The organism is Paenibacillus hamazuiensis (assembly GCF_023276405.1).
Taxonomy (GTDB): domain Bacteria; phylum Bacillota; class Bacilli; order Paenibacillales; family NBRC-103111; genus Paenibacillus_AF; species Paenibacillus_AF hamazuiensis.
In genome coordinates this window covers 4,130,527-4,152,832 of the sequence record NZ_JALRMO010000001.1, presented here as the reverse complement: position 1 = coordinate 4,152,832, position 22,306 = coordinate 4,130,527, and the positions used below count along the sequence as shown (strand labels likewise).

Annotated in this window: 14 protein-coding genes; 10 read left to right on the top strand and 4 right to left on the bottom strand. The window is 53.8% G+C overall.

From position 1 onward, the window contains the following. Positions 1-272: 272 nt before the first annotated feature. From MYS68_RS18130 to MYS68_RS18095, 8 genes are all read left to right on the top strand, one after another. The gene (locus MYS68_RS18130) at positions 273-2,048 is read left to right on the top strand and encodes a cache domain-containing sensor histidine kinase (protein WP_248927189.1); all 1,776 of its coding nucleotides are present in this window, start codon (positions 273-275) and stop codon (positions 2,046-2,048) included. Positions 2,049-2,051: 3 nt separating this feature from the next. Beyond that, positions 2,052-3,656, top strand: coding sequence for a response regulator transcription factor (locus MYS68_RS18125; RefSeq protein ID WP_248927188.1), 1,605 nt, complete (start codon positions 2,052-2,054; stop codon positions 3,654-3,656). Between the two features lie 117 nt (positions 3,657-3,773). Further along, positions 3,774-5,357: an extracellular solute-binding protein gene (locus MYS68_RS18120; RefSeq protein WP_248927187.1), complete on the top strand. Its 1,584-nt coding sequence runs from the start codon at positions 3,774-3,776 to the stop codon at positions 5,355-5,357. Positions 5,358-5,385: 28 nt separating this feature from the next. Then, positions 5,386-6,342, top strand: coding sequence for an ABC transporter permease (locus MYS68_RS18115; protein ID WP_248927186.1), 957 nt, complete (start codon positions 5,386-5,388; stop codon positions 6,340-6,342). Positions 6,343-6,355: 13 nt separating this feature from the next. Beyond that, complete coding sequence (locus MYS68_RS18110) at positions 6,356-7,252, top strand: carbohydrate ABC transporter permease (RefSeq protein ID WP_248927185.1); 897 nt, start codon at positions 6,356-6,358, stop codon at positions 7,250-7,252. Between the two features lie 25 nt (positions 7,253-7,277). Then, the gene (locus tag MYS68_RS18105) at positions 7,278-9,293 is read left to right on the top strand and encodes an alpha-L-arabinofuranosidase C-terminal domain-containing protein (RefSeq protein ID WP_248927184.1); all 2,016 of its coding nucleotides are present in this window, start codon (positions 7,278-7,280) and stop codon (positions 9,291-9,293) included. Between the two features lie 34 nt (positions 9,294-9,327). Then, positions 9,328-11,664, top strand: a complete 2,337-nt coding sequence (locus MYS68_RS18100) for a family 43 glycosylhydrolase (protein WP_248927183.1) — start codon at positions 9,328-9,330, stop codon at positions 11,662-11,664. 200 nt (positions 11,665-11,864) lie between these two features. Then, complete coding sequence (locus tag MYS68_RS18095; protein ID WP_248927182.1) at positions 11,865-13,628, top strand: glycoside hydrolase family 2 protein; 1,764 nt, start codon at positions 11,865-11,867, stop codon at positions 13,626-13,628. Between the two features lie 193 nt (positions 13,629-13,821). Here MYS68_RS18095 and MYS68_RS18090 read toward each other — a convergent pair whose 3' ends face one another. Continuing rightward, on the bottom strand, positions 13,822-14,733 hold the full coding sequence (locus MYS68_RS18090; RefSeq protein ID WP_248927181.1) for an SDR family oxidoreductase: 912 nt from the start codon (positions 14,731-14,733) through the stop codon (positions 13,822-13,824). 341 nt (positions 14,734-15,074) lie between these two features. Between MYS68_RS18090 and MYS68_RS18085 the strand changes: the two genes are divergently transcribed. Next, positions 15,075-15,965, top strand: coding sequence for a helix-turn-helix transcriptional regulator (locus MYS68_RS18085; protein ID WP_248927180.1), 891 nt, complete (start codon positions 15,075-15,077; stop codon positions 15,963-15,965). A gap of 251 nt (positions 15,966-16,216) precedes the next feature. On the opposite strand, the gene MYS68_RS18080 is transcribed toward MYS68_RS18085, so the two are convergent. Beyond that, positions 16,217-17,752 carry a sulfatase family protein gene (locus tag MYS68_RS18080; RefSeq protein WP_248927179.1) on the bottom strand — a complete coding sequence of 512 codons (1,536 nt, stop codon included), beginning with the start codon at positions 17,750-17,752 and terminating at the stop codon, positions 16,217-16,219. A 106-nt stretch (positions 17,753-17,858) separates the two neighbouring features. Here MYS68_RS18080 and MYS68_RS18075 point away from each other — a divergent pair, with 106 nt between their 5' ends. After that, positions 17,859-18,716 carry an AraC family transcriptional regulator gene (locus MYS68_RS18075; RefSeq protein ID WP_248927178.1) on the top strand — a complete coding sequence of 286 codons (858 nt, stop codon included), beginning with the start codon at positions 17,859-17,861 and terminating at the stop codon, positions 18,714-18,716. A 29-nt stretch (positions 18,717-18,745) separates the two neighbouring features. Here the strand turns inward: MYS68_RS18075 and MYS68_RS18070 are convergent, their stop codons facing one another. Then, complete coding sequence (locus MYS68_RS18070; protein ID WP_248927177.1) at positions 18,746-20,359, bottom strand: response regulator; 1,614 nt, start codon at positions 20,357-20,359, stop codon at positions 18,746-18,748. A 17-nt stretch (positions 20,360-20,376) separates the two neighbouring features. Next, a complete protein-coding gene (locus MYS68_RS18065; protein WP_248927176.1) occupies positions 20,377-22,203 on the bottom strand; it encodes a cache domain-containing sensor histidine kinase in 1,827 nt (608 codons plus the stop codon). Positions 22,204-22,306: the final 103 nt, after the last annotated feature.

Sequence of the window (22,306 nt, the reverse complement as noted above, 5' to 3'; positions counted from 1 at the left end):
GTTTGCCTCCTCGTATGAATGGTCGTGGAAAAAAAGGATAAAGAAGTTAAGCGATTACCTCCTTTGTTTCTAGATTATGTAACGGTCAATTATTCCATGCCAGATGAGGGGGATAAAGCCACCGGATCGCCCGGCTCAGGCGAGAGGCAGTCCCGCGAAATAAGGGGGTTATAGGAAGATGGGAAAAAAACGAGTATAATTTAAAAACATGAATCAAGCTTCCGTTTGGGCTCGGTTCATGTTTTTTCCAGGTTGGAGGGGGGACCCGGTTTATGAAGCTTTATTCGATTAAAAGGCTGTTTTTGCCCGCCGTGAGCATTCAGGGGAAAATCTTCGTTGCGTTCAGTCTGGTCACTCTGCTCGGAATCGCCGCCGTAACGGGCATCGTTTATCTGTATATGAGGGAAAACGTGAAAAACAACGCCTTCACCTCCGTCATGGACAGCATCCGGCAGGCCGACGAATCGCTGAACGTGCGGCTGGAGGAAATCGGCCGGTTAAATACGGTCGTCGCCACCAACAATACGGTGCTTACCACTCTGCAGAGCGAGACGGAGGAGCCGAGCTACGAATGGTTCCAGGAGCAAAAGCGGATCGAGGAGTTTTTATCTGCGGTGATCGCCTACAAGCCTTATATATCGCGGGCTGCGATCGCCGGATTAAACGGCAAGGTGTTTTTCGTCGGCGCTCCTTGGCTGGATAAAACCGTATTAAAGACGCCGATGATGAACTACTTGCTGCAAAACGGCTCGGGGCACGCCTATTTTCATCAAACCGGCGCAAACGACACCATCGTAACGGGCCGCGAGCTCCGCTATAACCGAAAGGTGATCGGTCTCGTCATGTTTGATCTCAGCGGCGATATTATCAAGAAAACGTATGATGTCAAACCTACGCCGGACAGCATGCTGTATGTGATCGACGATAAAAACGATTTCATCTACGAACCGAAGGCAAGCGCCGTGGACAAGGAAACGGTCATCCGGTTAAACGGGGAGCTGGCCGGCGCCAACGCTCCGGTGGAGCGGATCATCGATCAGAAATCGTATCTGGTCGTCAGCCGGAAATCGGATTATACGGGCTGGAGCACGCTGGCGCTTGTCCCGATGAAATCGCTTTTAAACGAAACGGTTCGCATACGCAACGTGCTGGCTCAAGTCGCCATCGTCGTATTTATTATCATCGTCATCGGCACCTTGCAGGTGTCTTCGAGAATTACAAGAAATATCCGCATGCTCCGTTCGATGATGATGCATGTGATGGAAGGCAATATGACGCTGCCCGCCGCAGAGATTCGCTCCAAGGATGAAATCGGCCAGCTTTATCAGGCGTTCAAGCGCATGGTGGCGGAGCTGAAGCGATTGCTTGAGGGGATCGTGACGACCGAACGGGAGAAACGCGAGGCGGAGCTGGCCGTGCTGCAGGCGCAAATCCGTCCCCATTTTCTGTATAACACGCTGAATACGGTCAAATATTTGGCCAAGCTCAATGGGGTGCCGAACATCGTGGAGGTATCCGAATCGTTGATCGAGCTGATGCGCGGCGTATTGGGGAACTCGAACGAGTACCTCACCTTGCAGGATGAGCTGCAGTATGTCCGCAGCTACGTAAATATCGAAAAATACAAGTACGTCGAACCTATCGATGTCCATATCGAAGTCGAAGACGACAAGCTGCTGCAGTGCCGTGTGCTAAAGCTGATGCTGCAGCCGATCGTGGAAAATGCGATTATTCATGGAATCGCTTCCGCTGAGCAAGAGGGTCTTGTGCACATCCGGATCAATAAGGAGCGGCAGGAGCTGCGGATCGAAGTGACGGACAACGGCAAAGGCATGACGAAGGAGCAGATGGAAGCGATTTTTGAAGCGAGAGACAACCGGAGCGGCCGCTTCAGCGGCATGGGGGTCCGCAACGTGCACGAACGCATCGTGCGTCTTTACGGGGAGCCCTACGGCGTGTTTCTTGACAGCGAGCCGGGGCGGTATACCCGGGTGCAGATCCGCTTTCCGCTCATTGAGAATACGGACCATATGCAAAAGGGGGAATAAACGATGTTTCGGGTATTACTTGTCGACGACGAGGCGCTGGCGCGCAACGATGTGAAAAGCTTGATCGATTGGGAGCGGCACGGGTTTACGATATGCGGCGAAGCGCAAAACGGCCCGGCTGCGCTTACGATGATGGAGCGGCAGCCTCCGCATATCGCGATATTGGATGTGAGCATGCCGGCGATGAACGGGGTGGAGCTCAGCCGCATCGTCAAGGAACGGTTTCCCCAAGTGAAAACGATCATGCTGAGCAGCTTTGACGATTACGATTACGTGCGGGCGTCCCTGACCAACGGGGCGATGGACTATTTGCTCAAGCACCGCTTGAAGCCGGCCGCTCTTCTGTCGCTTTTGAATAAAGCGGCCCGGGAACTGCAGCACGAAGAACGCGAGCATGAAGCCCGCAGCGCGCAAACTAAAATTATCGAACGTTTAAGTCCGGTCATTCACCGCGAATACGTATCGGGGCTCGCCAGTGATGCGCAGGACGCCGGCGAGGAGCTGGAGGCGTACGCGCGGGACAACCGGCTTTATCAAGGTTCCGTCATTTATGCGGCCGCGGCCGTGCAGATCGTTCCTTTCCTGCTTCTGACGGAGTCGTTGACCGATGTGCGGAAAAACGAATTTGTGCAGCGGGCCACCGATGTGATGCAGATGGCGGTCGGCGACATTCATAAACGGACGGTAGCATATGCGGGAGAGGGGCGTTTTGTCGTTCTGTTCTCCTCCGCGGACCGCAGCGAGCATGCGGCGACCGCCCAAATCAATCAAGCTTTATCCAGCGTGTCTCACTCTCTCGAGAAATTTCTGAACCTGAAATGCATCTATGCCGCAGGGCCGCTGTGCGGGAGCTTGAAGCAGCTTGCAGCCAGCTACAGCAAGGCGAACCGGCAAATCGGCGAAATGCTGCATCAGGGCTCCGGCACATCCGTTCATCGGGAGTCTCTGTTTATGGAGGAGCAGAAGCAGCTGCTGCTTTTTTTGGAGCAGCTGGACGAGGAACGGATTCGCCGGGTTATTTCGGCCATCTTTGACGCGCTAAGGGCCCAGCCGTTCTACTCCATGACGGTGCAGCTCATGGCCGGCGAAATGCTGCATATGGCGGAAATGGCATGGAAACGGCATTTACCTCATGCCTCGACGGCCGATCCGGAGCATATCCCGCCGCGAAGCGATCTCGGACGGATCGGCAGCACTGCCGAACTGGGAGATTGGTTCGCCCGTTACTTCGCGAAAATCGTGGAAGCGATCAAAAAGGAACGCGAGGGAGGACCGTATTCGCGCCATATTTCGAAAGCCGTCCAATTTATCGCGGACCATTACGCCTCCGATATTTCGCTGGACATGGCGGCGCATGCGCTCAATTTGAACTCCTCCTACTTAAGCAGATTGTTTAAAGAAGAAACGCAAATGACGTTCACCGAATACTTAAACCGGGTGCGCATTAAAAAAAGCTGCGTGCTGATGCAGTCCGGCGCCTATTCCTTGAAACAGATCAGCGGCGAGGTCGGGTTTGCGAATTATACGTACTTTTTCAAAGTGTTCAAGGCGGTCACCGGCATGACCCCTCAGGCGTATATGGACAGTTTGAAGCCGTCAAAGAAGTAGAATGGAAAGTCATAAATTTGCAATCGTCCGGCGGAAAAAAACGGTTACAATAGGAATCAACCTTTGGAAAACGCTTTCTTTTTCCGGGGCAACAACTTGATTGGAGGAGCTGGAAAAATGAAAAGAAATTGGGGGACAGCAGTGCTTTCCGCTTTGGTCGTGTCCGGGTTGACGCTTACCGCCTGCAATTCGAATACCCCGGGCAAAGACAATGGCGGCGAATCCAAAGACGGCGCCGCGAAAAATGTGGCTTCAGCCGGTTTTCCGATCGTCAAAGAGCCGATTAAGCTGAAGATGTTCACGAGGATCGCGCCGTCCAACGGACCGTTTAAGGATATGCCGGTATTCCAGGATTATGAGAAGATGAGCAACATTCAGGTGGAGTTTATCGAGGCGCCGACGGACGGTTTTAACGAGAAAAAGAACCTGCTCTTCGCATCGAACGAACTCCCGGATGCTCTGTACCGCGCCGGCCTTACCCCGCTGGAGGCGATCCGTTACGGTTCGGCCGGACAACTTATCCCGCTGGAGAAGCTGATCGATGCGTACGCGCCAAACTTGAAAAAGCTGATGGATACGTACCCGGAGATCCGCTCCTCCATCACAACGCCGGAAGGTCATATTTACGCGATTCCGGGCATTGTGACCGTAGGTTCGGCGAGAACCGACAAGAAATGGATCAATCAGGTATGGCTGAAGAAGCTTGGCCTCAAGGAGCCCGAGACGACGGACGATCTGTACGAGGTACTGAAAGCGTTCCGCGACAAAGACCCGAACGGTAACGGCAAGCCGGACGAAATTCCGATGACGGCGCGAAACGGCCTCAGCATCGTGCCGATCATGGCCGGTTCCTTCGGCCTGGACTTCCAGCTCGGGTACAACATCAACCTGGAAAACGACAAGGTGCAAATTTGGATGGGCAACGACCGGAATAAGGAATTGCTGATGTACCTGAACAAGCTGTATTCGGAAAAGCTGCTGGACCAGGAGCTGTTCACACAGAAAGAAGCTCAATATTTGGCCAAGCAGGGGACGGGAAACACCGGCTTCTTCTTCGACCAGACGAACAATCCGATGCTGGACGGCAAAGTGTCGGATCAATATATCGGCATAGCCCCGCCCAAAGGACCGCACGGCGACAGGCTGCAGCTTGCCGCTCCGGTGCCGAGGGACTTCGGAGCTTTCGCCATCACCTCGGTCAACAAATATCCGGAAGCGACGATGCGCTGGATCGATTACTTCTACAGCGACGAAGGGTCCACCATGCTGCGGTTCGGCCGGCAAGGAGAAAATTACGAGCTGCGGGACGGCATCCCTTATTATACGGACACTTTCCTCGCGACGGGCAACCAGTCGAAAATTACGCCGTATGCCGGAGGCGGGGCGCCGCATCTGATCAGCGACAAGGTCGCTTCGTTCATCAATCCGCCGCAGGTTCAGGAAGCGCAAAAGAAACTCGATCCGTACATGCCGAAAATCCGCTACGCATCCCCTATGTTCGACGAAGCGACGGCCCAGAAAATCAACGTGCTGCGCAACGATATCGACAAGTATTACGAGGAGCAGAGCACCAAGTTCATCGCAGGCGCACTCAGCTTCGACAAATGGGGAGAGTTCCAGGCTACGTTGAAGAAAATGAACATCGACGAGCTGCAGAAGCTGTACCAGGAAGCTTACGACAACCTCAAGAAGCAAAAATAACGACCCGAGAATAGCTGGAGGGCTGCACATGAAAAGTACGGCTAGTACGGCGGGCGCCGCGTCCCGGTCCAAACCGGGGCGCTCCGGCCTGCTTAAAGCGATGGCCAGTCGGTACGATCTTTACCTGATGCTGCTCATTCCTGTCGTTTGGTACCTGGTGTTCCATTACGGACCTTTGTACGGGCTGCAGATCGCGTTTAAAAACTTCAGTCCGGCCAGAGGGATCCTCGGCAGCAAATGGGTGGGCCTCGATCATTTCGAACGTTTCGTGGAGTCGTATTATTTCTGGAGACTATTGTGGAATACCGTTTCGATCAACCTGTTTTCTCTGCTGTTTGCGTTTCCGATTCCGATCCTTCTGGCTTTGCTCATTAACGAAATCCGCAGCAAAGCGTTCAGCAAAATCGTGCAAAACGTGACGTACATTCCGCATTTCGTTTCCGTCGTCGTCATGGTGGGCATGCTGATGCTGTTTTTGTCCCCGCGGGGAGGTCCCGTCAATGCGATCATTCAGGCGTTCGGCGCGGAACCGGTACGGTTTTTGGATTCGGCGGCGTGGTTCAAAACGATCTTTATCGGATCCAACATATGGCAAAACATGGGGTGGCAGTCGATCATTTATATCGCGGCTCTCAGCGGCGTTAACCCGCAGCTGTACGAGGCGGCCAAGATGGACGGAGCCAGCCGGCTGCGGCGCATTTGGCACGTATCGCTTCCGGGCATTCTCCCGGTCATCGTCATCCTGCTCATTCTCGATGTCGGGCATTTCATGAATGTCGGCTTCGAGAAAATTTTGCTCATGCAAAATAATTTAAATCTGGAATCGAGCGACGTCATATCCACCTTCGTCTACACGACGGGTATTCTGAAGGGCGAATACAGCTATACGGCGGCCATCGGTTTGTTTAACTCCGTCGTGAACCTGGCGCTGCTCATTCTGGTGAACCGCTTTGCCCGCAAAAAGGCCGAGACAAGCTTATGGTGAGGAGGGCCGTGCGATGACGAAACAACAAACGATCAAGATCGCGAAATCGGATGAAAAAATATTCGATGCCGTCGTGAACATACTGGCCGCCCTTGTATTGATAGCGGTGCTCTATCCGCTGCTCTTTATCGTCAGCGCCTCCTTCAGCGACCCCGCGCTGGTGCTGAGCGGCGAAGTGCTTTTGCTGCCGAAGCAGGTGACGCTGGAGGCATACAAAAATGTGTTTGAAAACGGTCAAATATGGAACGGATATAAAAATACGATCGTGTATACGGTGGTTGGAACCGCGATCAATCTGATCATGACGACGCTGGCCGCTTACCCGCTTTCGAGGCCCGATTTGCCCGGGCGGGGAGTCGTTATGTTTTTCATTACGCTGACGATGTTTTTCAGCGGGGGTCTCATTCCGTCGTATCTCCTCGTCAAAAGCCTGGGGATGGTCGACACGATGTGGGCTCTTATCATCCCGGGCGCTATCGCCACCTATAATTTGATCGTCATGAGAACGTATTTCCAGTCGAGCATTCCATGGGAGATTCAGGAGGCTGCACATATGGACGGCTGCTCGAACTGGAAGCTGCTCACCCATATCATATTGCCGCTGTCCAAGCCGATCCTGGCGGTGATGGTGCTGTTTTACGCGGTCGGCCACTGGAATTCGTATTTCAATGCGTTGATTTACATCCGCAGCAAAGATATGTATCCGCTGCAGCTCGTGCTGCGCGAGGTGCTGATGGTCAGCCAGGCGGATGCCGTGGACAGCAATGTGGGGCTGGAATCGAAAGTGCTGCTCGCCGAAAGCGTCAAATATGTGGTCATCATCATTTCCAGCCTGCCGGTATTGGTGATGTATCCTTTTGTGCAGAAGCATTTTGTAAAGGGCGTTATGATCGGTTCTTTGAAAGGATAACGGAATGAAAGGGAGATATGCGGTTATGGTGCAATCGACAGCCAAGATTCGGGTGAACCCCGGGCAAGCGGGCAAGGACAAAATCAACCCTTTTTTGTTCGGGCATTTTGTGGAAGATATCCGCGACCATATGGAAGCGATGCTCGCCTATCCGCTTGCGGATATGGATTTTGAAAGCACGGACGCGGTGCACAGAGGGCTTTCCGGCCGCTGGCGTCCGTATACGAACGGGAAAAGCACCGTCTATGCGCTGGAGCCTGCGGCTGCGCGCCATTCCGGGCACAGCCAGATGATCCGCATCTATAGCGACGACGAAGCTTATGCGGGCGTCAGCCAGGCCATCGCCGTGAAACGGGACGCGCAGGGTTACCGGTTGGCGGTTTATGCCAGAGCTTCGGTCGAGATCAAGTTCGTCGTTGCCGAAATTGCGGACACGATGAGCGGCGACGTGCTTGGCCGGACGCGGATCGATATCGTCAGCCACGACTGGCGGCGTTACGAAATGCGCCTTGCGGTGGAGCGGGATTGCGAGCATGCGGAATTCCGGCTGTACGTGCCGGCGGACCATGAGCGCTGGCTCGATCACGTATCGACGGGGATGCTGTGGCTCGATCATATTTCGCTGCTGCCTTCGGACAGCGTCGGCAACGTTCGCAAGGAAGTCGTCGATATGACCAGGGAGCTTAACGCCGGCATGATGAGGCTTGCCGGCAATTACATCAGCGCCTATCACTGGCGGCAGGCGATCGGCCCTGAGCTGGAACGGCCTTGCATCGTCAACGAAGCCTGGGGAGGCTGGACGAACAAATACTTCGGCACGGACGAGTTTATCCGGTTTTGCCGCGAATTGAACGTGGAGCCGCTCATTTGCGTCAACGACGGGTCGGGCACACCGGAGGAGGCGGCCGAGTGGATCGAATACTGCAACGGCGGCGCCGATACGCCGATGGGAAGGCTGAGAGCGGCGAACGGGCACCCTAAGCCGTACGGCGTGAAGTATTGGGAGATCGGCAACGAAGTTTGGGGAGCTTGGCAGGTCGGCCATTGCAGCGCCGAGCAATTTGCGGAGCGTTACGTTCGATTTGCCGAGTCCATGAAGGCCGCCGATCCGGGGATCGTGCTGCTCGCCTGCGGGCATACGAACATGGAGTGGAACCGGGTATTATTGGAGCGTGCCGCCGAGCAGGTCGATTATTTGACGCTGCATTTGTACCACGGATACAACCGGTTCGGGATGAACGACCGTACGCCGAGGGAAGAGCGGTATAAGGCGATCGTTTCGTACCCGGAATGGACGCGTGAATCGATGCGGCAGCTGCGCGAGATGTTCGGGTCGGATGAACGGTATGCCCATCTGAAGGTGGCGATTACGGAGTACAACACGATGTATTACCCGAACACCATGCGCAAAGGGCTCCCGGATGAACATACGCTCGAAGCGGCGGTGGCGAACGCGGCCAATTTAAACGAGTTTATCCGAAACAGCGATCTGATCGAAATCGGCAGCTTCTCGGATTTGGTCAACGGCTGGCTGGGCGGATGCATCCGCGTGGGGGATTATTACGCAGACCAGTTTCGCGGCAAGACGAAGGGCTGGAGCGGTAAATCGCTCGCCGTTTACGGCACTCCGTCCTATTATGTGATGAACATGTATGCGAACCGCGATCTGGGACACGTCGTAGCGAGCGAGACGGAATGCGGCGTCTTCAACGTGAGCAGCTCAGTGCCCGGCGCGCCGCAGCTGGATGAGCTGCCGAATCTGGACGTGGTCGCTTGCGTGAACTTCAGCGGGGATAAGCTGACGGTTTTTATCGTGAACCGGGGGCTGGAGGCGGCGTTAGCCGAAGTGCAGCTCGGCGGATTCGCCGAGTCGGGGACGGCCCGCCTGCTCGAATTGACGGCGAATCATTACGAAGCGATCAACAGCGTGCAGCAGCCGGACGCCGTCGTTTGCGAAGCTCATGATCTGCCGTTTTCGCAAGGAAAGGTGACCTGCCAGCTCAGAGCGTCTTCCGTCTATGCGCTCGAAATCGCGCGCTGACGGTTTCGCGCCTGCCCAGGAAGGAGGACGGACGATGCCGACCGGGAAAACGTGGACGTTGTTTTGTGCCGCAGGCCTTCTCGTCGCAGCGATTGCATTTGTCTCTCTCCAGCCTTCGGAAAAGAAAGGGGAGGACCGGATGGCGGTCACGCTGCGCCAAACGTACGAGAATCCGTTCGTATTGGATCGGGAATGGGAGGATTACGGCATCGGAGATCCTTACGTTCTCCGTTATGACGGCAAATATTATCTATATTGCAGCACGAAGGACCGGAGGGTCGGGGTTAAGGCATGGAGCTCCGACGATCTCGTCAACTGGCGCTACGAAGGCTTGGTGACGGAGGAACCCGTCAGCGAAGGCGCTTATGCGCCGGAGGTCGTTTATTGGAACGGATCGTTTTACATGTACACGTCCCCTGCGGGGAAAGGGCATTACGTCCTGCAAAGCGACAAGCCGACCGGACCGTTCGTGAAGAAGACGGACAATCTGGGCCTGACGATCGACGGCTCCGTTTTTATCGATGACGATGGGAAATGGTACTTTACGCACGCCAAATTCGGCGGCATCATGGCGAGCCCGATGAGCAGCCCTTATACGATCGAGCCGGGCAAGCAGTTAAACGCCTCGCTCGGGCATTGGACGGAAGGTTCGATGATCATCAAGCGAAACGGACGATATTTCATCACGTATACGGGCAATCATGTGTTCAGCAAAGGATACCGCGTCAATTACGGGGTAAACCGCGAATCTCCGATCGGCACGTATGCGATTCCCGAAAACAACCCGATTCTTATTTCCACCGCGAACGATTTTAACGGTCTAGGCCACAGCGCGACGGTGATGGGACCGGATATGGATTCCTATTATATCGTGTACCACAGCCTGGTCGGCCGCTCCGCGGAAGGCCCTCCCGTGCGCCGGCTGAACCTGGACAGACTCGTGTTTAACGGCGACAAAATGTCCGTTCTCGGGCCGACGCACGGGACGCCGCAGGAGGTGCCGGAGCTGCCGGTTTTCCGCGACTCGCCGGGTGCCGCTCCGTCTGCGGACCGCTGGGAGCGCGCCGGCCGGAACGGGGGCGGCGACGTTTTGCTGGCCCGGACGGGCACGGAGGGCCGGTACACCGCCGAATATAATTTCCGGCTCGGCGGTTCGGCCTCCTCGCTCGACGCCTTGTTCGCCTATGGGGACTCGGCCAATTACCGCGCCGCCCGCGTGAACGGGGCTGCAATGGAACTGGAGCTGATCGAAAGCGCGAACGGCAGCGAGACGGTCGCCGCCGCAAGGCCGCTCCCGGAGGGCACCGATCTGACGAAGCTGCACACGATCCGCATCGAGTCGGACGCAGCCGGTACGAAGCTTTTCTGGGACGGGCTGCTTCGGATCGAGCAGGACGGGGTGGCCGCAAAACCGGGCCGCATCGGCTATGCGTGGCCGCAAGGGGCGAAGCCGGAGCTGCGGTACACCGCCTTTTCCAATGAAGCAGGGGGCAGCAGCGACCGGAAGGCGATCAAACCGCTGCCCGGCGCAGTGGAGGCCGTTCACGGTTCTCACGACGGCAATCCGGCCGTCCGCTCGGGCATGACGCCCGACGGCAGCGATGCCGTGGTTCTGTCCAAGAAGGGAGACGGCCTCTCCTTCCCGGTGAACGTCCGCCAGGACGGAGATTATCTGCTATCGGTGAACGTGTCGAAAGCGTCGGCGGGTTCGACGCTGGCGGTGGAAATAGGCGGAGCGGAAAAGAAAATCAGGCTGGACGCTTCCCTGTTTGCCGGCGATGCCGATTGGACGAAAGTGCCGCTTGGCATATTCGCGCTGAAGCAAGGGCCGCAGTGGCTGACGCTGCGCCGGGAGAAAGGCGAGATCGCGCTTCGGTATATCGAAGCGAACGTGACGTCACCCGTGCCGGAGCAATCGGCCGTTAAGCCGGCGAGCGTCGGCATTTTCAATCGGTTCGGCGGCGATCCCGGCTGGACGGACTATACCGTGAGCTTCGATGTAACTTTGAAGGAAGCGGCAACGGAGGAGATCGGAGTGCTGCTGCGCACGTCGAACGAGTCCGAATTCCGCGACCAGGTCAAGGATGCTTTCATGGGCTACGCGCTTGCGTTCCGTAGCGGCAAGGTCGTCTTGTCGCGCGTGAGCTACGAAAATGCGGCGGAAAAAACATCCGCCCCGCTGACCTTTACGCCCGGTCAAACCCGCCGGATGACGGTGAAGCTGAAGGGGGCGTCGGTCGCGGTTTTCACCGGCGACGGCAGCGAGCCGATTTTGCAGTGGACCGACCCGAACGCATTTCTTCTCGGCCGCGTCGGCCTGCGGGGCGTATCGACCGCTTGGACAATATCGCCGCTGACGGTAAGTAAATAAATAATAATAATAGAAGAGTGGTGAAATAGCGAAGTGGACGGAATCGTGCTGGAGAAGCGCAAGCGTTCGCCTTTGCCCTCGGATTTCGACTGCCAAATGGCGTTTAATAAGAAATCCGAGGGCAAGTGCGATCGGAAGTACGATCCGGAAACGCAGCGGATAGTTCACCACTCTTCTAACAGAGAGGCAGGAGGAACGGGATGACAACCAAGAAATATATAAAAAATTACCCCAGACCCCATTTCGTAAGGGACAACTGGGTCGATCTGAACGGCGAGTGGCGGTTCGGCTTCGACGATGCGGACGCTGGCGAAGCCGCAGGATGGCCGCGGAACTTCGGCGGAGACCGCACCATCACCGTCCCGTTCACTTACGAGACGAAGGCAAGCGGTATCGGAGAAGAGGCTCACCATCCTTTCGTCTGGTACAACAGGCAGCTGGACATTCCAGCCGAAGCCGCCGGCAAGCGGATTCTGCTGCATTTTCAAGCGGTCGATTATATCGCGAAAATATGGGTAAACGGCGAATACGTCGGCAGACATCGTGGCGGTTATACGGCGTTTTCGTTCGACATTGCTCCCTATGTGAAGTACGGGGCCGTGAATGAGCTGACGGTCAAGGCGGAGGACAGCAAGGACGCCACCCAACCGCGCGGCAAGCAGCGCTGGGTGGACGACAACTTCGAATGCTTTTACGTGCAGACGACGGGCATTTGGCAGTCCGTTTGGCTCGAATACGTAGAGCGGGAATACATCGATTCGGTGAAAATCACGCCGGATTTGGATGCTTCCAGCGTGCTTTTCGAGTATCAAGTCAAAGGCGACGTACACCCCGGCAGCCCGCTGCGGCTGGAAACGGTCATCACGATGAAGGATCGTCAGGTCAAGCGGGCGAGCCTGACGATCGACCGTCCATGGCTTGCGCTGGAGGTCGATCTCGTACACGAGATGAACGGGCCGTGGAAGCGCTGCTACTGGGCGCCGGAACGTCCGAACCTGTACGATGTGGAGTTTATTTTGTACCGCGGCGATGTCGTGATCGACCATGTTTATTCCTATTTCGGCATGCGCAAAATATCCATCGAGAAGGGCCAAGTGCTGCTCAACAATGTGCCGGTTTACCAGCGGCTGCTGCTCGACCAAGGCTACTGGCCGGACAGCCATTTGACTCCTCCTTCCGAGGAGGCGCTGATCGAGGATATCGATCTGCTGCTGCGGATGGGGTATAACGGCGTCCGCAAGCACATGAAGGTGGAAGATGCAAGGTTCCTGTATTGGTGCGACGTCAAAGGCGTGCTCGTCTGGTCCGAGATGGCGGCGACCTTCGAGTTTAACGACAATGCGGTGCAGCATTTTACGGAGGAGTGGATGGAAATTGTCCGCCAGCAGTACAACCACCCTTCGATTATCACCTGGGTTCCGTTCAACGAATCATGGGGGATCATGAACATATACAAGGACCGCCGGCAGCAAAAGTTCACCGAGGCGATCTATCATTTGACCAAGGCGTTCGATCCGAACCGCCCTGTCATTACAAACGACGGCTGGGAGCATACGGTGTCGGATATTTTGACGCTGCACGATTACGTGGAAAAGAAGGAGCAGTTCCTTAAGCGTTACGCAGGCAAGGATGAAATCGTGAACAACGAGAAGACGTGTAACCAATGGAAATACGCTTTTGCTGACGGCTACGGCTATAAAGGGCAGCCGATTATCATAAGCGAATTCGGCGGCATCGCCTTCCAGTCCGACAAGGGCTGGGGCTACGGCAACCAGGTCGCTTCCGAAGAGGCGTTCCTCGAACGATTCCGCGGCATTCACGAAGCGATCAAGATGACGGATTACATCGTCGGGTACTGCTACACGCAAATTACCGACGTTCAGCAGGAGATAAACGGTCTGCTGACCGAGGATCGCAAACCGAAAGTGCCGATCGAGAAGATCCGGGAGATCAATCTTTCCTGAAAATAGCCATTTAACGGCGAAAAACGCCTTCCTCCGCAGCCAAGTAGGCGCGGAGGAAGGCGTTTTTTTATTTTCCAGGAAATTATGCGTAACTCGTTTGTGTCCATATCCGGCGGCTCTGTTCCCGGCAAATGTTGTCCGATGCTCGATGAATACTGACCCATGCGGATGCTCGTTGTTAAGAGATGATTGGTCACCGAAAGTAACCTGCTTTGCGAATATCATCGATGAGTGTCGGCCGCGATGGATTCCAGCCGAGTTGCTCTCGCGTTATTTCTGCCGAGACCGGAGCATCAAGCTCAGCGAAGTGCCTGAACCAACCGAAGTGCGCGGATGCTTCATCAGCGGAGATCGAAACAACGGGAATTCCCAGTCCGTGTCCGATCGCAACGGCAATTTCGCGGAAGGGGATGCCTGGCTCGGCGACGGCGTGAAAACGCGCGCCCGGTATTTTATTAGTGAGAGCGAGCCGGTAAAGGCGAGCCGAATCCAAGCGGTGAACGGCACTCCAACGATTATTCCCTTCACCGATGTAAGCTGAGACACCTTTCTCACGAGCAATGTTAATCAACAAAGGGATAAAACCGTGATCACCTTCTCCATGGACAGTAGGAGAAAGGCGAACAACGCTGATACACACTCCACGCGCTGCGACTGCGTCTGCGGCTTGCTCAGATAAAACACGCGGAAATTGTTGAGGGGTAAAGATCGAGCGGTCGGTTTCGCGTGCCAGCTTACCCGGCATAACCAACGCCGTTCCTGAGGTAACAATAAACGGGCGTTGAGATCCTTCGAGCACCTTTCCCATTGTTTCGATTGCTTGAAGATCGTTTTCACAGTTTTGCCGATGCTTAGCGGCTTCGTCATTTTCGCTAAACGCGGTATTAAACCCTGCGTGAATAACCGCATCGCATTCGCCGGCACCTTTGCGTAAGCTCGCCAGATCCTCGAGATCGCCGCGCAATACGTCGATTCCATCGCTTTCAAGTTTTGCCGCCGACTTGTCGGAGCGGGCAAGTCCCAAAACCTTATGACCGCTATGGATGAGCTCTTGGGCTATCGCTGATCCCACAAATCCCGTCGCTCCAGTCAAAAAGACTCTCATATTTCAACCTCCGTTATATACAGTGTTACTGACCAAATGGAGACGATCCATCCCGGACATCCCCAACTTCATAAGGATCAAGCTTTATGGTCAAAAGCAAATGATCGCTGAACTCTTTTGCATTAATTCGCACTTGATATCGTGCTCATCTTCGAAAGTTTCTGCAATGATCGAAGGCACCCGTCTTTATCACCCCTTTTCGTGCGGGCTTATGTTGTACGCCGCAGTTTTATAATAATGCTTCGCTCTCATGACAAACAGGACCGTGTTTATAACACTGTGGGGCATGTTAGTATTGAGGATACTAGTACAATTGCTATAATGATACCGAGGTGGTTTTCGTGGATAATGAAACAAGAAGAAAAGAACTTGCAGATTTTTTGCGTACGCGCAGACTGCGTCTGAGACCGACGGACGTTGGTTTAAAGATTGATACATCTCGTCGCCGGACGCCCGGGTTAAGGCGGGAAGAGGTTGCGAGTTTATCCGGCATTTCCCTCCCCTGGTACACCGCGCTGGAACAAGGAAGAGATATCCGAGTTTCCGAGCAAATACTGCTTAGCTTGGCAAGAACTCTTCAGCTCAACGAGGATGAGCGGAGTCACTTTTTTATTCTGGCGAATCCGTCTTCAACTGCACACGCATTGGTGGCAGCGGATGAACCCATCCCGCCAGCCCTTCAACAGATTCTCGACAGACTTGGCACCTACCCCGCCTATATATTCAATAAACGTTGGAACGTGATTGCATGGAACGATGCTGCCCGTGCTCTAATTGGAAATTTCGATCAACTTGAGGAAATCGAAAGGAACATCCTTTGGCGTGTTTTTACGATGGAAGAAAACAAAAAACATATTGTTGATTGGAAAAAATTCGCCACAATGATGGTGGCGCAGTTTAGAAGTCAATACGCCCTGTACATGAATGATCCATGGTATCAGAACATCGTTAGTCAATTAAGTGACGTCAGTGCTGAATTTCGGGAGTTATGGGGGCGGCACGATGTTTCTACAAGTACAGTAGGAAAAAAGGAGATTCTTCATCCCGAGGTGGGGCCGTTGGAATTTGTCTACACGACCTTCACGATTTCCGAAAACGGTGACTTAATGATGACCGTGTATACTCCGGTCGAAGGTACAGGAACCGATAAGCGGATGGAGAAATTCCTTGAACAAGTTGCGGGGAACCATCAAACAGACCGAACTAATAGGGGACTGTTATGCCGCTCATAAAGGTGCTCAAACATAGAGGAACTCACATTCGTTATTTTCGGGAAATAAGCGCATCTGAGTTCCTTTATTCTTGGCGAATCAGTCGAAATGGCCATGATAGCGCACTGTAGTTCCTTTATGACCCGGGGGGCAGAAGAACAGCTAGATGTTTGGACTTAACCTGACAACATTGCGCTTGGGACGCCTTGAGGGCTTTGCTCCGCAAAGCCGGCTTTGGAAGCACGGGGTCCCCCCCATTGGGGGGGCTCCATTTACGCATGATGTATACGCGGCATCGGCAGCGGTTCTTTCCCAAGCTCGGCCCAAACGTATTTGAGCAGCAGCTCGGATTTCAGCGCCGCATAACCCGGATCGTTCCATAAGTTTCGCAGCTCGCCGGGATCCTCCTGAAGATCGAAAATTTCCCCGTAAGTCTGATTATAGTAAACGGTGATCTTATACCTTTCGTCCACATACGTTTTCTGGTGGATCGTCGTAGGTTCATGGCGAAACTCGCAGATCGCATGGTCTCTTGCCTGGCTTTTGCGGCCCAACCAGACATCCCGCTGATCGACGCCGGTCATCGCAGGAGGGATCGGGATGCCGCAGAACGATAAAAACGTCGGCGCGAGATCGACGAGCGACTGGATCGCTCCCGACACTTGTCCGGCCGGCACTTGACCGGGGTATCTCACGATGAAAGGAAGCCTGATCAAATCTTCGTAATGAAAGCCGCCTTTCGCCTGAAGCCCGTGCTGGCCGTAAAAATGTCCGTGGTCCGTAGTGAACACGACGATGGTGTTTTCGGCAAGTCCCAGTTCGTCCAGCTTGTCGAGAATGTTTCCGATATATTTGTCCATCATGCTGATCATTCCGTAATAAACGGCCACCAGCTTCTTTTTGTCATAATCCGTCAGCCTGAACTTGGTTCCGTACTCGTAATAAAGATGGGAGCGGTAACCGTGTATGCCGAATCCCGTCTCCATCAAGTCGCTGAAGATCGGGTTTTCCTCCTGCGTTTTCGCGAAATGCGGCGGATTCTGGTCATGTTCGCCAGGCACGGCCTGCGGAATCGTCAGCGCGTCCGGATCGTACATCGTGTCCCAAGGCTCGGGCACCAAATATTCGGGATGAGGGTCGAAAAAGCTCGCCCACATGAAAAAAGGCTCCTCCGACTCCTTGTACCCGGCCAGCAGCGCGTTCGTGCGTTCGGCGATCCACGTATTATAATGGTACTCCTCCGGAATCGGCCACTTGTAGGTTAAGGAAGGATCCATCGTGCCGGTCGGAGGAAGGAAATAATCCCTCCAGTTCGCGCACCCTTTCTGCTCCATCCATAAAGCATAGTGCTGGCCGACATGAGCCTCGTTGGTATGGTTACGCGCCAGCTCCACGTGATCGAAGCCGTAAAACGGTCCGTTAAACGTTTTCCAAAACTCCAAATCCTGAAGAACCGGATACGCTTCCAGGGAAGGAAATTCGTCCGTCGACTTCAAAGGTTGAAAATGCGCTTTGCCGACGAGAGCGGTACGATACCCGGCGGCCTGGAAATCTTCTCCTACCGTATGCCTGTCTTCGAGCAGCTTTGTTCCCAGCGTCCATGCGCCGTGCTGGCTCGGATACATGCCCGTAATGATGGAGGCTCTGCTCGGCGTACAGGTCGGATTGGGGCAATATGCCCGGGAGAACGTCGTGCCCTCGCGCACCAACCGGTCCAAATTCGGAGTATGTACCTCCTTGTTAAACGCTCCGATCGTATTCCAATGCTGCTGGTCGCTTGTGATTAGCAAAATGTTAGGTTTTTTCATAATGAGAAATCCCCTCCTATTATGATAATATTGAATTTATAAGGAAATTCATATGGCATCTTGTTGTATATTGATTATCATTTTGTTATCTTCGGGAGTGACCTGAATGCAGGAATACGATCATGAGCTTGCGGAATTTATATACTATACGCCGGGGAGATTGGATAAGGAAAGTCAAATTTGGCCGGTTCGCGCAGGCCGCAGCATAGCGAAGCCGAGCTACAGGGTGGGACCGAAGAGGATCGAATGTTACAGTCTTCACTTTGTCGTGGAAGGAAACATTCATTTCGAGTTTCAGGACAAGCGAGTGGAGCTCGGAAAACATCATTTGTTTTGTTTGTTTCCCGGCTTCACCTATCATTACTCGATTGCAGCATCGGAACCGCCGCTCCGGTTAAGCTGGATCGCTATAGATGGGCCCAGGGCGAAAGCATTGCTGGAGCTCACCGGATTAACGCCGGAGAACCCGTATACTCATCTGGAAAACATCTCCGCCGTTGAAAAAACGTTAGAAGAGATCCATCAGTTGATGCGGGATGCGGCGGGCTGGAAACCGGCGGTGCCGCTGCAGCTGCAGAGCTTGCTGTTCGGGTTGTTTGCAGCTGTAACGCCGGACAACGTTCCGAAGCCGGAAAACGAACCGGCCGGCTGGATTCGCGAATGCATCGGTTTTATGGAGCTGCATGCGGCAGAGGGGATATCGGTACAGCAGGTAGCGGCGTTTGCGGGAGTGCACCGCTCTTATTTCTCAAGCGTCTTTACCCGCCAGGTGGGCATGAGCCCGCTGGGCTACCTGCAAAAAATCCGCATGGAGAAAGCGGGGCGGCTGCTTCGCGAAACGGACGCCGCCGTTACCGAAATCGCCTTGTCTCTCGGTTATCCGAATTTATTTTCATTTACGAGGGCGTTCAAAAATTATTACTCGGTAGCTCCGGGGATTTTTCGGTCCGGGGCTGGAGGTTAAGCCTGGAAATTGCAACTTAAGTCTCCCTGTCAATCCGTCGACTCGCCTCCTTGCATCGCGGCGCGGTAATCGCGGGGCGTTTCGCCCGTGCGTTTTTTAAACGCTGCGCTGAAATAGTATTGATTGGCATAACCTACTTTTTCGCTGATTTCCATGATCTTCATCTGAGTATGCGCGAGCAGTTCCTTCGCTTTATGGATCCGTACCGCGGTAATGCAATCGGAAATGGTTTGTCCTTTCGCTTTTTTGAAAAGAGCCCCCAAATAACTCGGACTTACATTGACGAAGGAGGAAATCGTTCCGAGGCTCAGATCCGCATCCATGTAGTGCTGATGAATATAGTCCATCACCTGTCCGGCGATCTGATTGTGGCTGGTTTCCACCGATTCCTGCAGCTTGTGGCAGGCCTGCGCGGAAATTTCATACAATCGCTCGCATAACGTCGCTGCGGTTTCATAACGGTCCAGCTTCGCAAACAAATCCGAGATCATTTCCAAAATGGGGCCCGCATCGATCCCGGTATCGTAGAAAAACCGGATTAACCGGGCAAGCAGCGAATAAACGAAGGCGATAATCCCGTTTTTGCCGGGATAACGGCTTGACCATTCCGATGCCAGGTTTCCGGTAAATTCGCGAATACCGGCGAGATCCTTCTCGGAAATGAGGCGGATCAGCTTTTCTTCATATCCGGACAAGAAGGAGATCGGAGCGGGAGGATGGGCCCGTACATCTTGAATATTAAAGATGCGGCCTTCCCCGAAAATAAATTTGAAGCCGGCCGCCGTTTTCGCATTTTCATAGGAGGAGGATATGTGCCAGATGCTTGGAACGATGTCCCCGATGCCTACGGTTAGAGACAGCGGCGCAGCCTCGTATTTTTCGTTAAGCTCCGATAGCCGCCCGTATACGGTTCGCAGGAGATTCGCATTGCCGCGGCCGCTGCTGCCCAAAATGACAATGATATGATTCGCCTGTGGGAAGCAGTAGGTCAAGCTGAGATCTGCAAACGTTTGTTCGATCTCGCTGAGCAGAGTGAGCAGGAGGACGTGGTAACGTTCGATGCCGAAGCCGGCTTTCGTTTCCGCGGAATTATCGATTTGAATGAGCGCGCAAACATATTCGTCCTGCCCGAGATCGATATTCAAGTAGGCAGCCTGGTCGGCCAAATGAAATTCCGCGTAATCGGGAGCGGCGCCGATCAAGTCCGAGAAAAACTTTTGCATCAGAGCGGGCCGGCTTTGCTTCAATTGCTCCAGCATCTTTTGCTCCTGCTCCGCTTTGGCGAGCACCTTCCGCGCAACCTCGGCTAGATAACCGAAATCGACCGGTTTCTCCACATAGTCGCACACACCGAGGCGGATGGCTTCCTTGGCATAATCAAAGTCGTCGTACGCGCTGATCAGAATGATTTTCATGTAAGGTTTATTTTTTAAAATTTGCTTCGACATGTCGAGCCCGTTCATTTGCGGCATCGCAATATCGGAAACGATCAGATCGACCTCGGCTTTTTCGAGCAGCTCAAGCACGTCGGCCGCCCTTGTAAAAACGGCGTAAACTTCCGCGCCGATGGCCCGCCAATCGATGTTTTTGCACAGCCCTTCCAATGCCAGTTCGTTATCGTCCACGAGAACCACTTTTTTCATTCCTTATGTCCCTCCCCTCACAATTCCATATTATCGGAAATCATTTGCGGAAACCGCAGAATGACCGTCGTGCCGGCTCCTTCTTCGCTGTCGATGTGCAGGCCTGCGGCCGATTTGCCGTACAAAATCAACCTCATATGGACATTGTTCAACGCGTAAAACCGCTCGGCATGGACCGACTTTTGCCCGAGCGAATCGCGTATCTGCTTCAGGCGATCCGCAGCGATCCCCGCTCCGTTGTCCTTTATATAAATGGCGATATCTTCGTCAAAATAATGGATGCCGACGGAAATGCGGAGCGTTTTCCCCGTGCCGGTCCATGCGTGGCGGATGCAATTTTCAAGCAGCGGCTGCAAGGAAAACTTCGGGATCAGAAAGTGCCGTATGCCGTCGTCCATCGTGACCGTCCACGAAAGAGCGCCGACATTCACCTTCTCCATGTCCAAATAAAGCGAAGCAATTTGCCACTCGTCTTCGATCGTAACGAGCTCGTCCCCTTTCCTCAGGATCAATCGGTAAAATTTGGCCAAGCGGGTGATCATCGCGTTCGCATCTTCTATGCGGCCCAGCGACTGGCACGTTTTGATCGACTCCAGGATGTTATAAAGGAAATGCGGGTTGATTTTCGATTGCAGCAGCTGGTAGCGCAGTTTTTCCTCCTGCAGGTTCAGCTCAAGCATCTTGTCGAAGTTGTCGTTTATTTTTCGAACCATCATATTGAAAACGTGGGCGAGGTGATCGAGCTCATCCCGGTAAATATGTTCCGGTACGACAGGAATATGCAGATCGGTCAGCTTCTCGTTGGTCTCCTGCAGAGTGAACGCCGACATCACCTTGGACATGCGCCGAACCTTCGTGCTCAGATTGTTCGATATGAAGAAGCTGGTCACAACGGCCGCAACAATGACGAGAAGTACGGTGATGAGCAGAATATCGACCAAAATGTTGATATGCTCCGTAACGTAACGGTTGGGAACATCGGTGACGACGTACCAATTCGTTACCGGGTTAAAATGGGCGATAATTTGCGATTGACCAAAGGAGAGCGGCCGGCCGCCGCTTTGAATAATGGCCTGCAGCTCTTTCGGATCGATCGCCGTATTCAGCTTGTCATGGTTCGGGTGCGAAACGATCCGGCCGCTCTTGTCGACGATATAACTTTGCACGGCCGGGTCGGGACTGCTGCCGGCGAGCACGGCGGAAATTTCTTTCTCGTCGATATCGATAAAGTAAGCGTATTCAAGATTGTCGCTGTCCTGCTTTTTGAAAGCATTGTATACGGTGATGTAATCCCTTTTCCCGGCGGGGCTTTGAACAACGAAGGGTTCCTCATAATTGGTCAGCAGCCGCCACTGCAGCCGGTTCACGTTTTGCTTCAGCACCTCCTCCGTGAAGCCCCGTTTGGACAAATCGGCAATCTTGAAAAACGTAATCCCTTGATTGCTGAACAGCAGATCCGGTTTGGTGTACACGTTAATGTTGACGAAATTGAAGGTCGAATCGAGGTTGGAAATATTGTTTTTGATGTAATTGAACCGGTCGAGCTGATCGGAGACCGAAATGCTGGGCTGCAAAATCAGCGTGTACATATAATACTGCATCGCATTGGAGGCATACTCCATTTGCTGGAACCGGTTCGTGAGCGACTCGTTCAGCCGGTTGCTGGAGTATGTGACGGAGTTCAAAATACCGTCCCGGGCAATATTGTAGGATAACCGGAACGATAACACGCCGACGAGAATAAGCGGGACGATCGCGATGAGAAGAAAGCTGAACGTCAGCTTGTTGCGAAAGCTGCTTAGCTTGATCCGAATCCAAAGCGGTATGGCTGACATGATCCGCATATTATTCACCGTTCGATTAGAATTTACATGAGTTATAACATATAGCCTGCCGGTTGGCAACCGCTCTGCACATAGTCGATGGAAAATTATAAATTCGTGATGG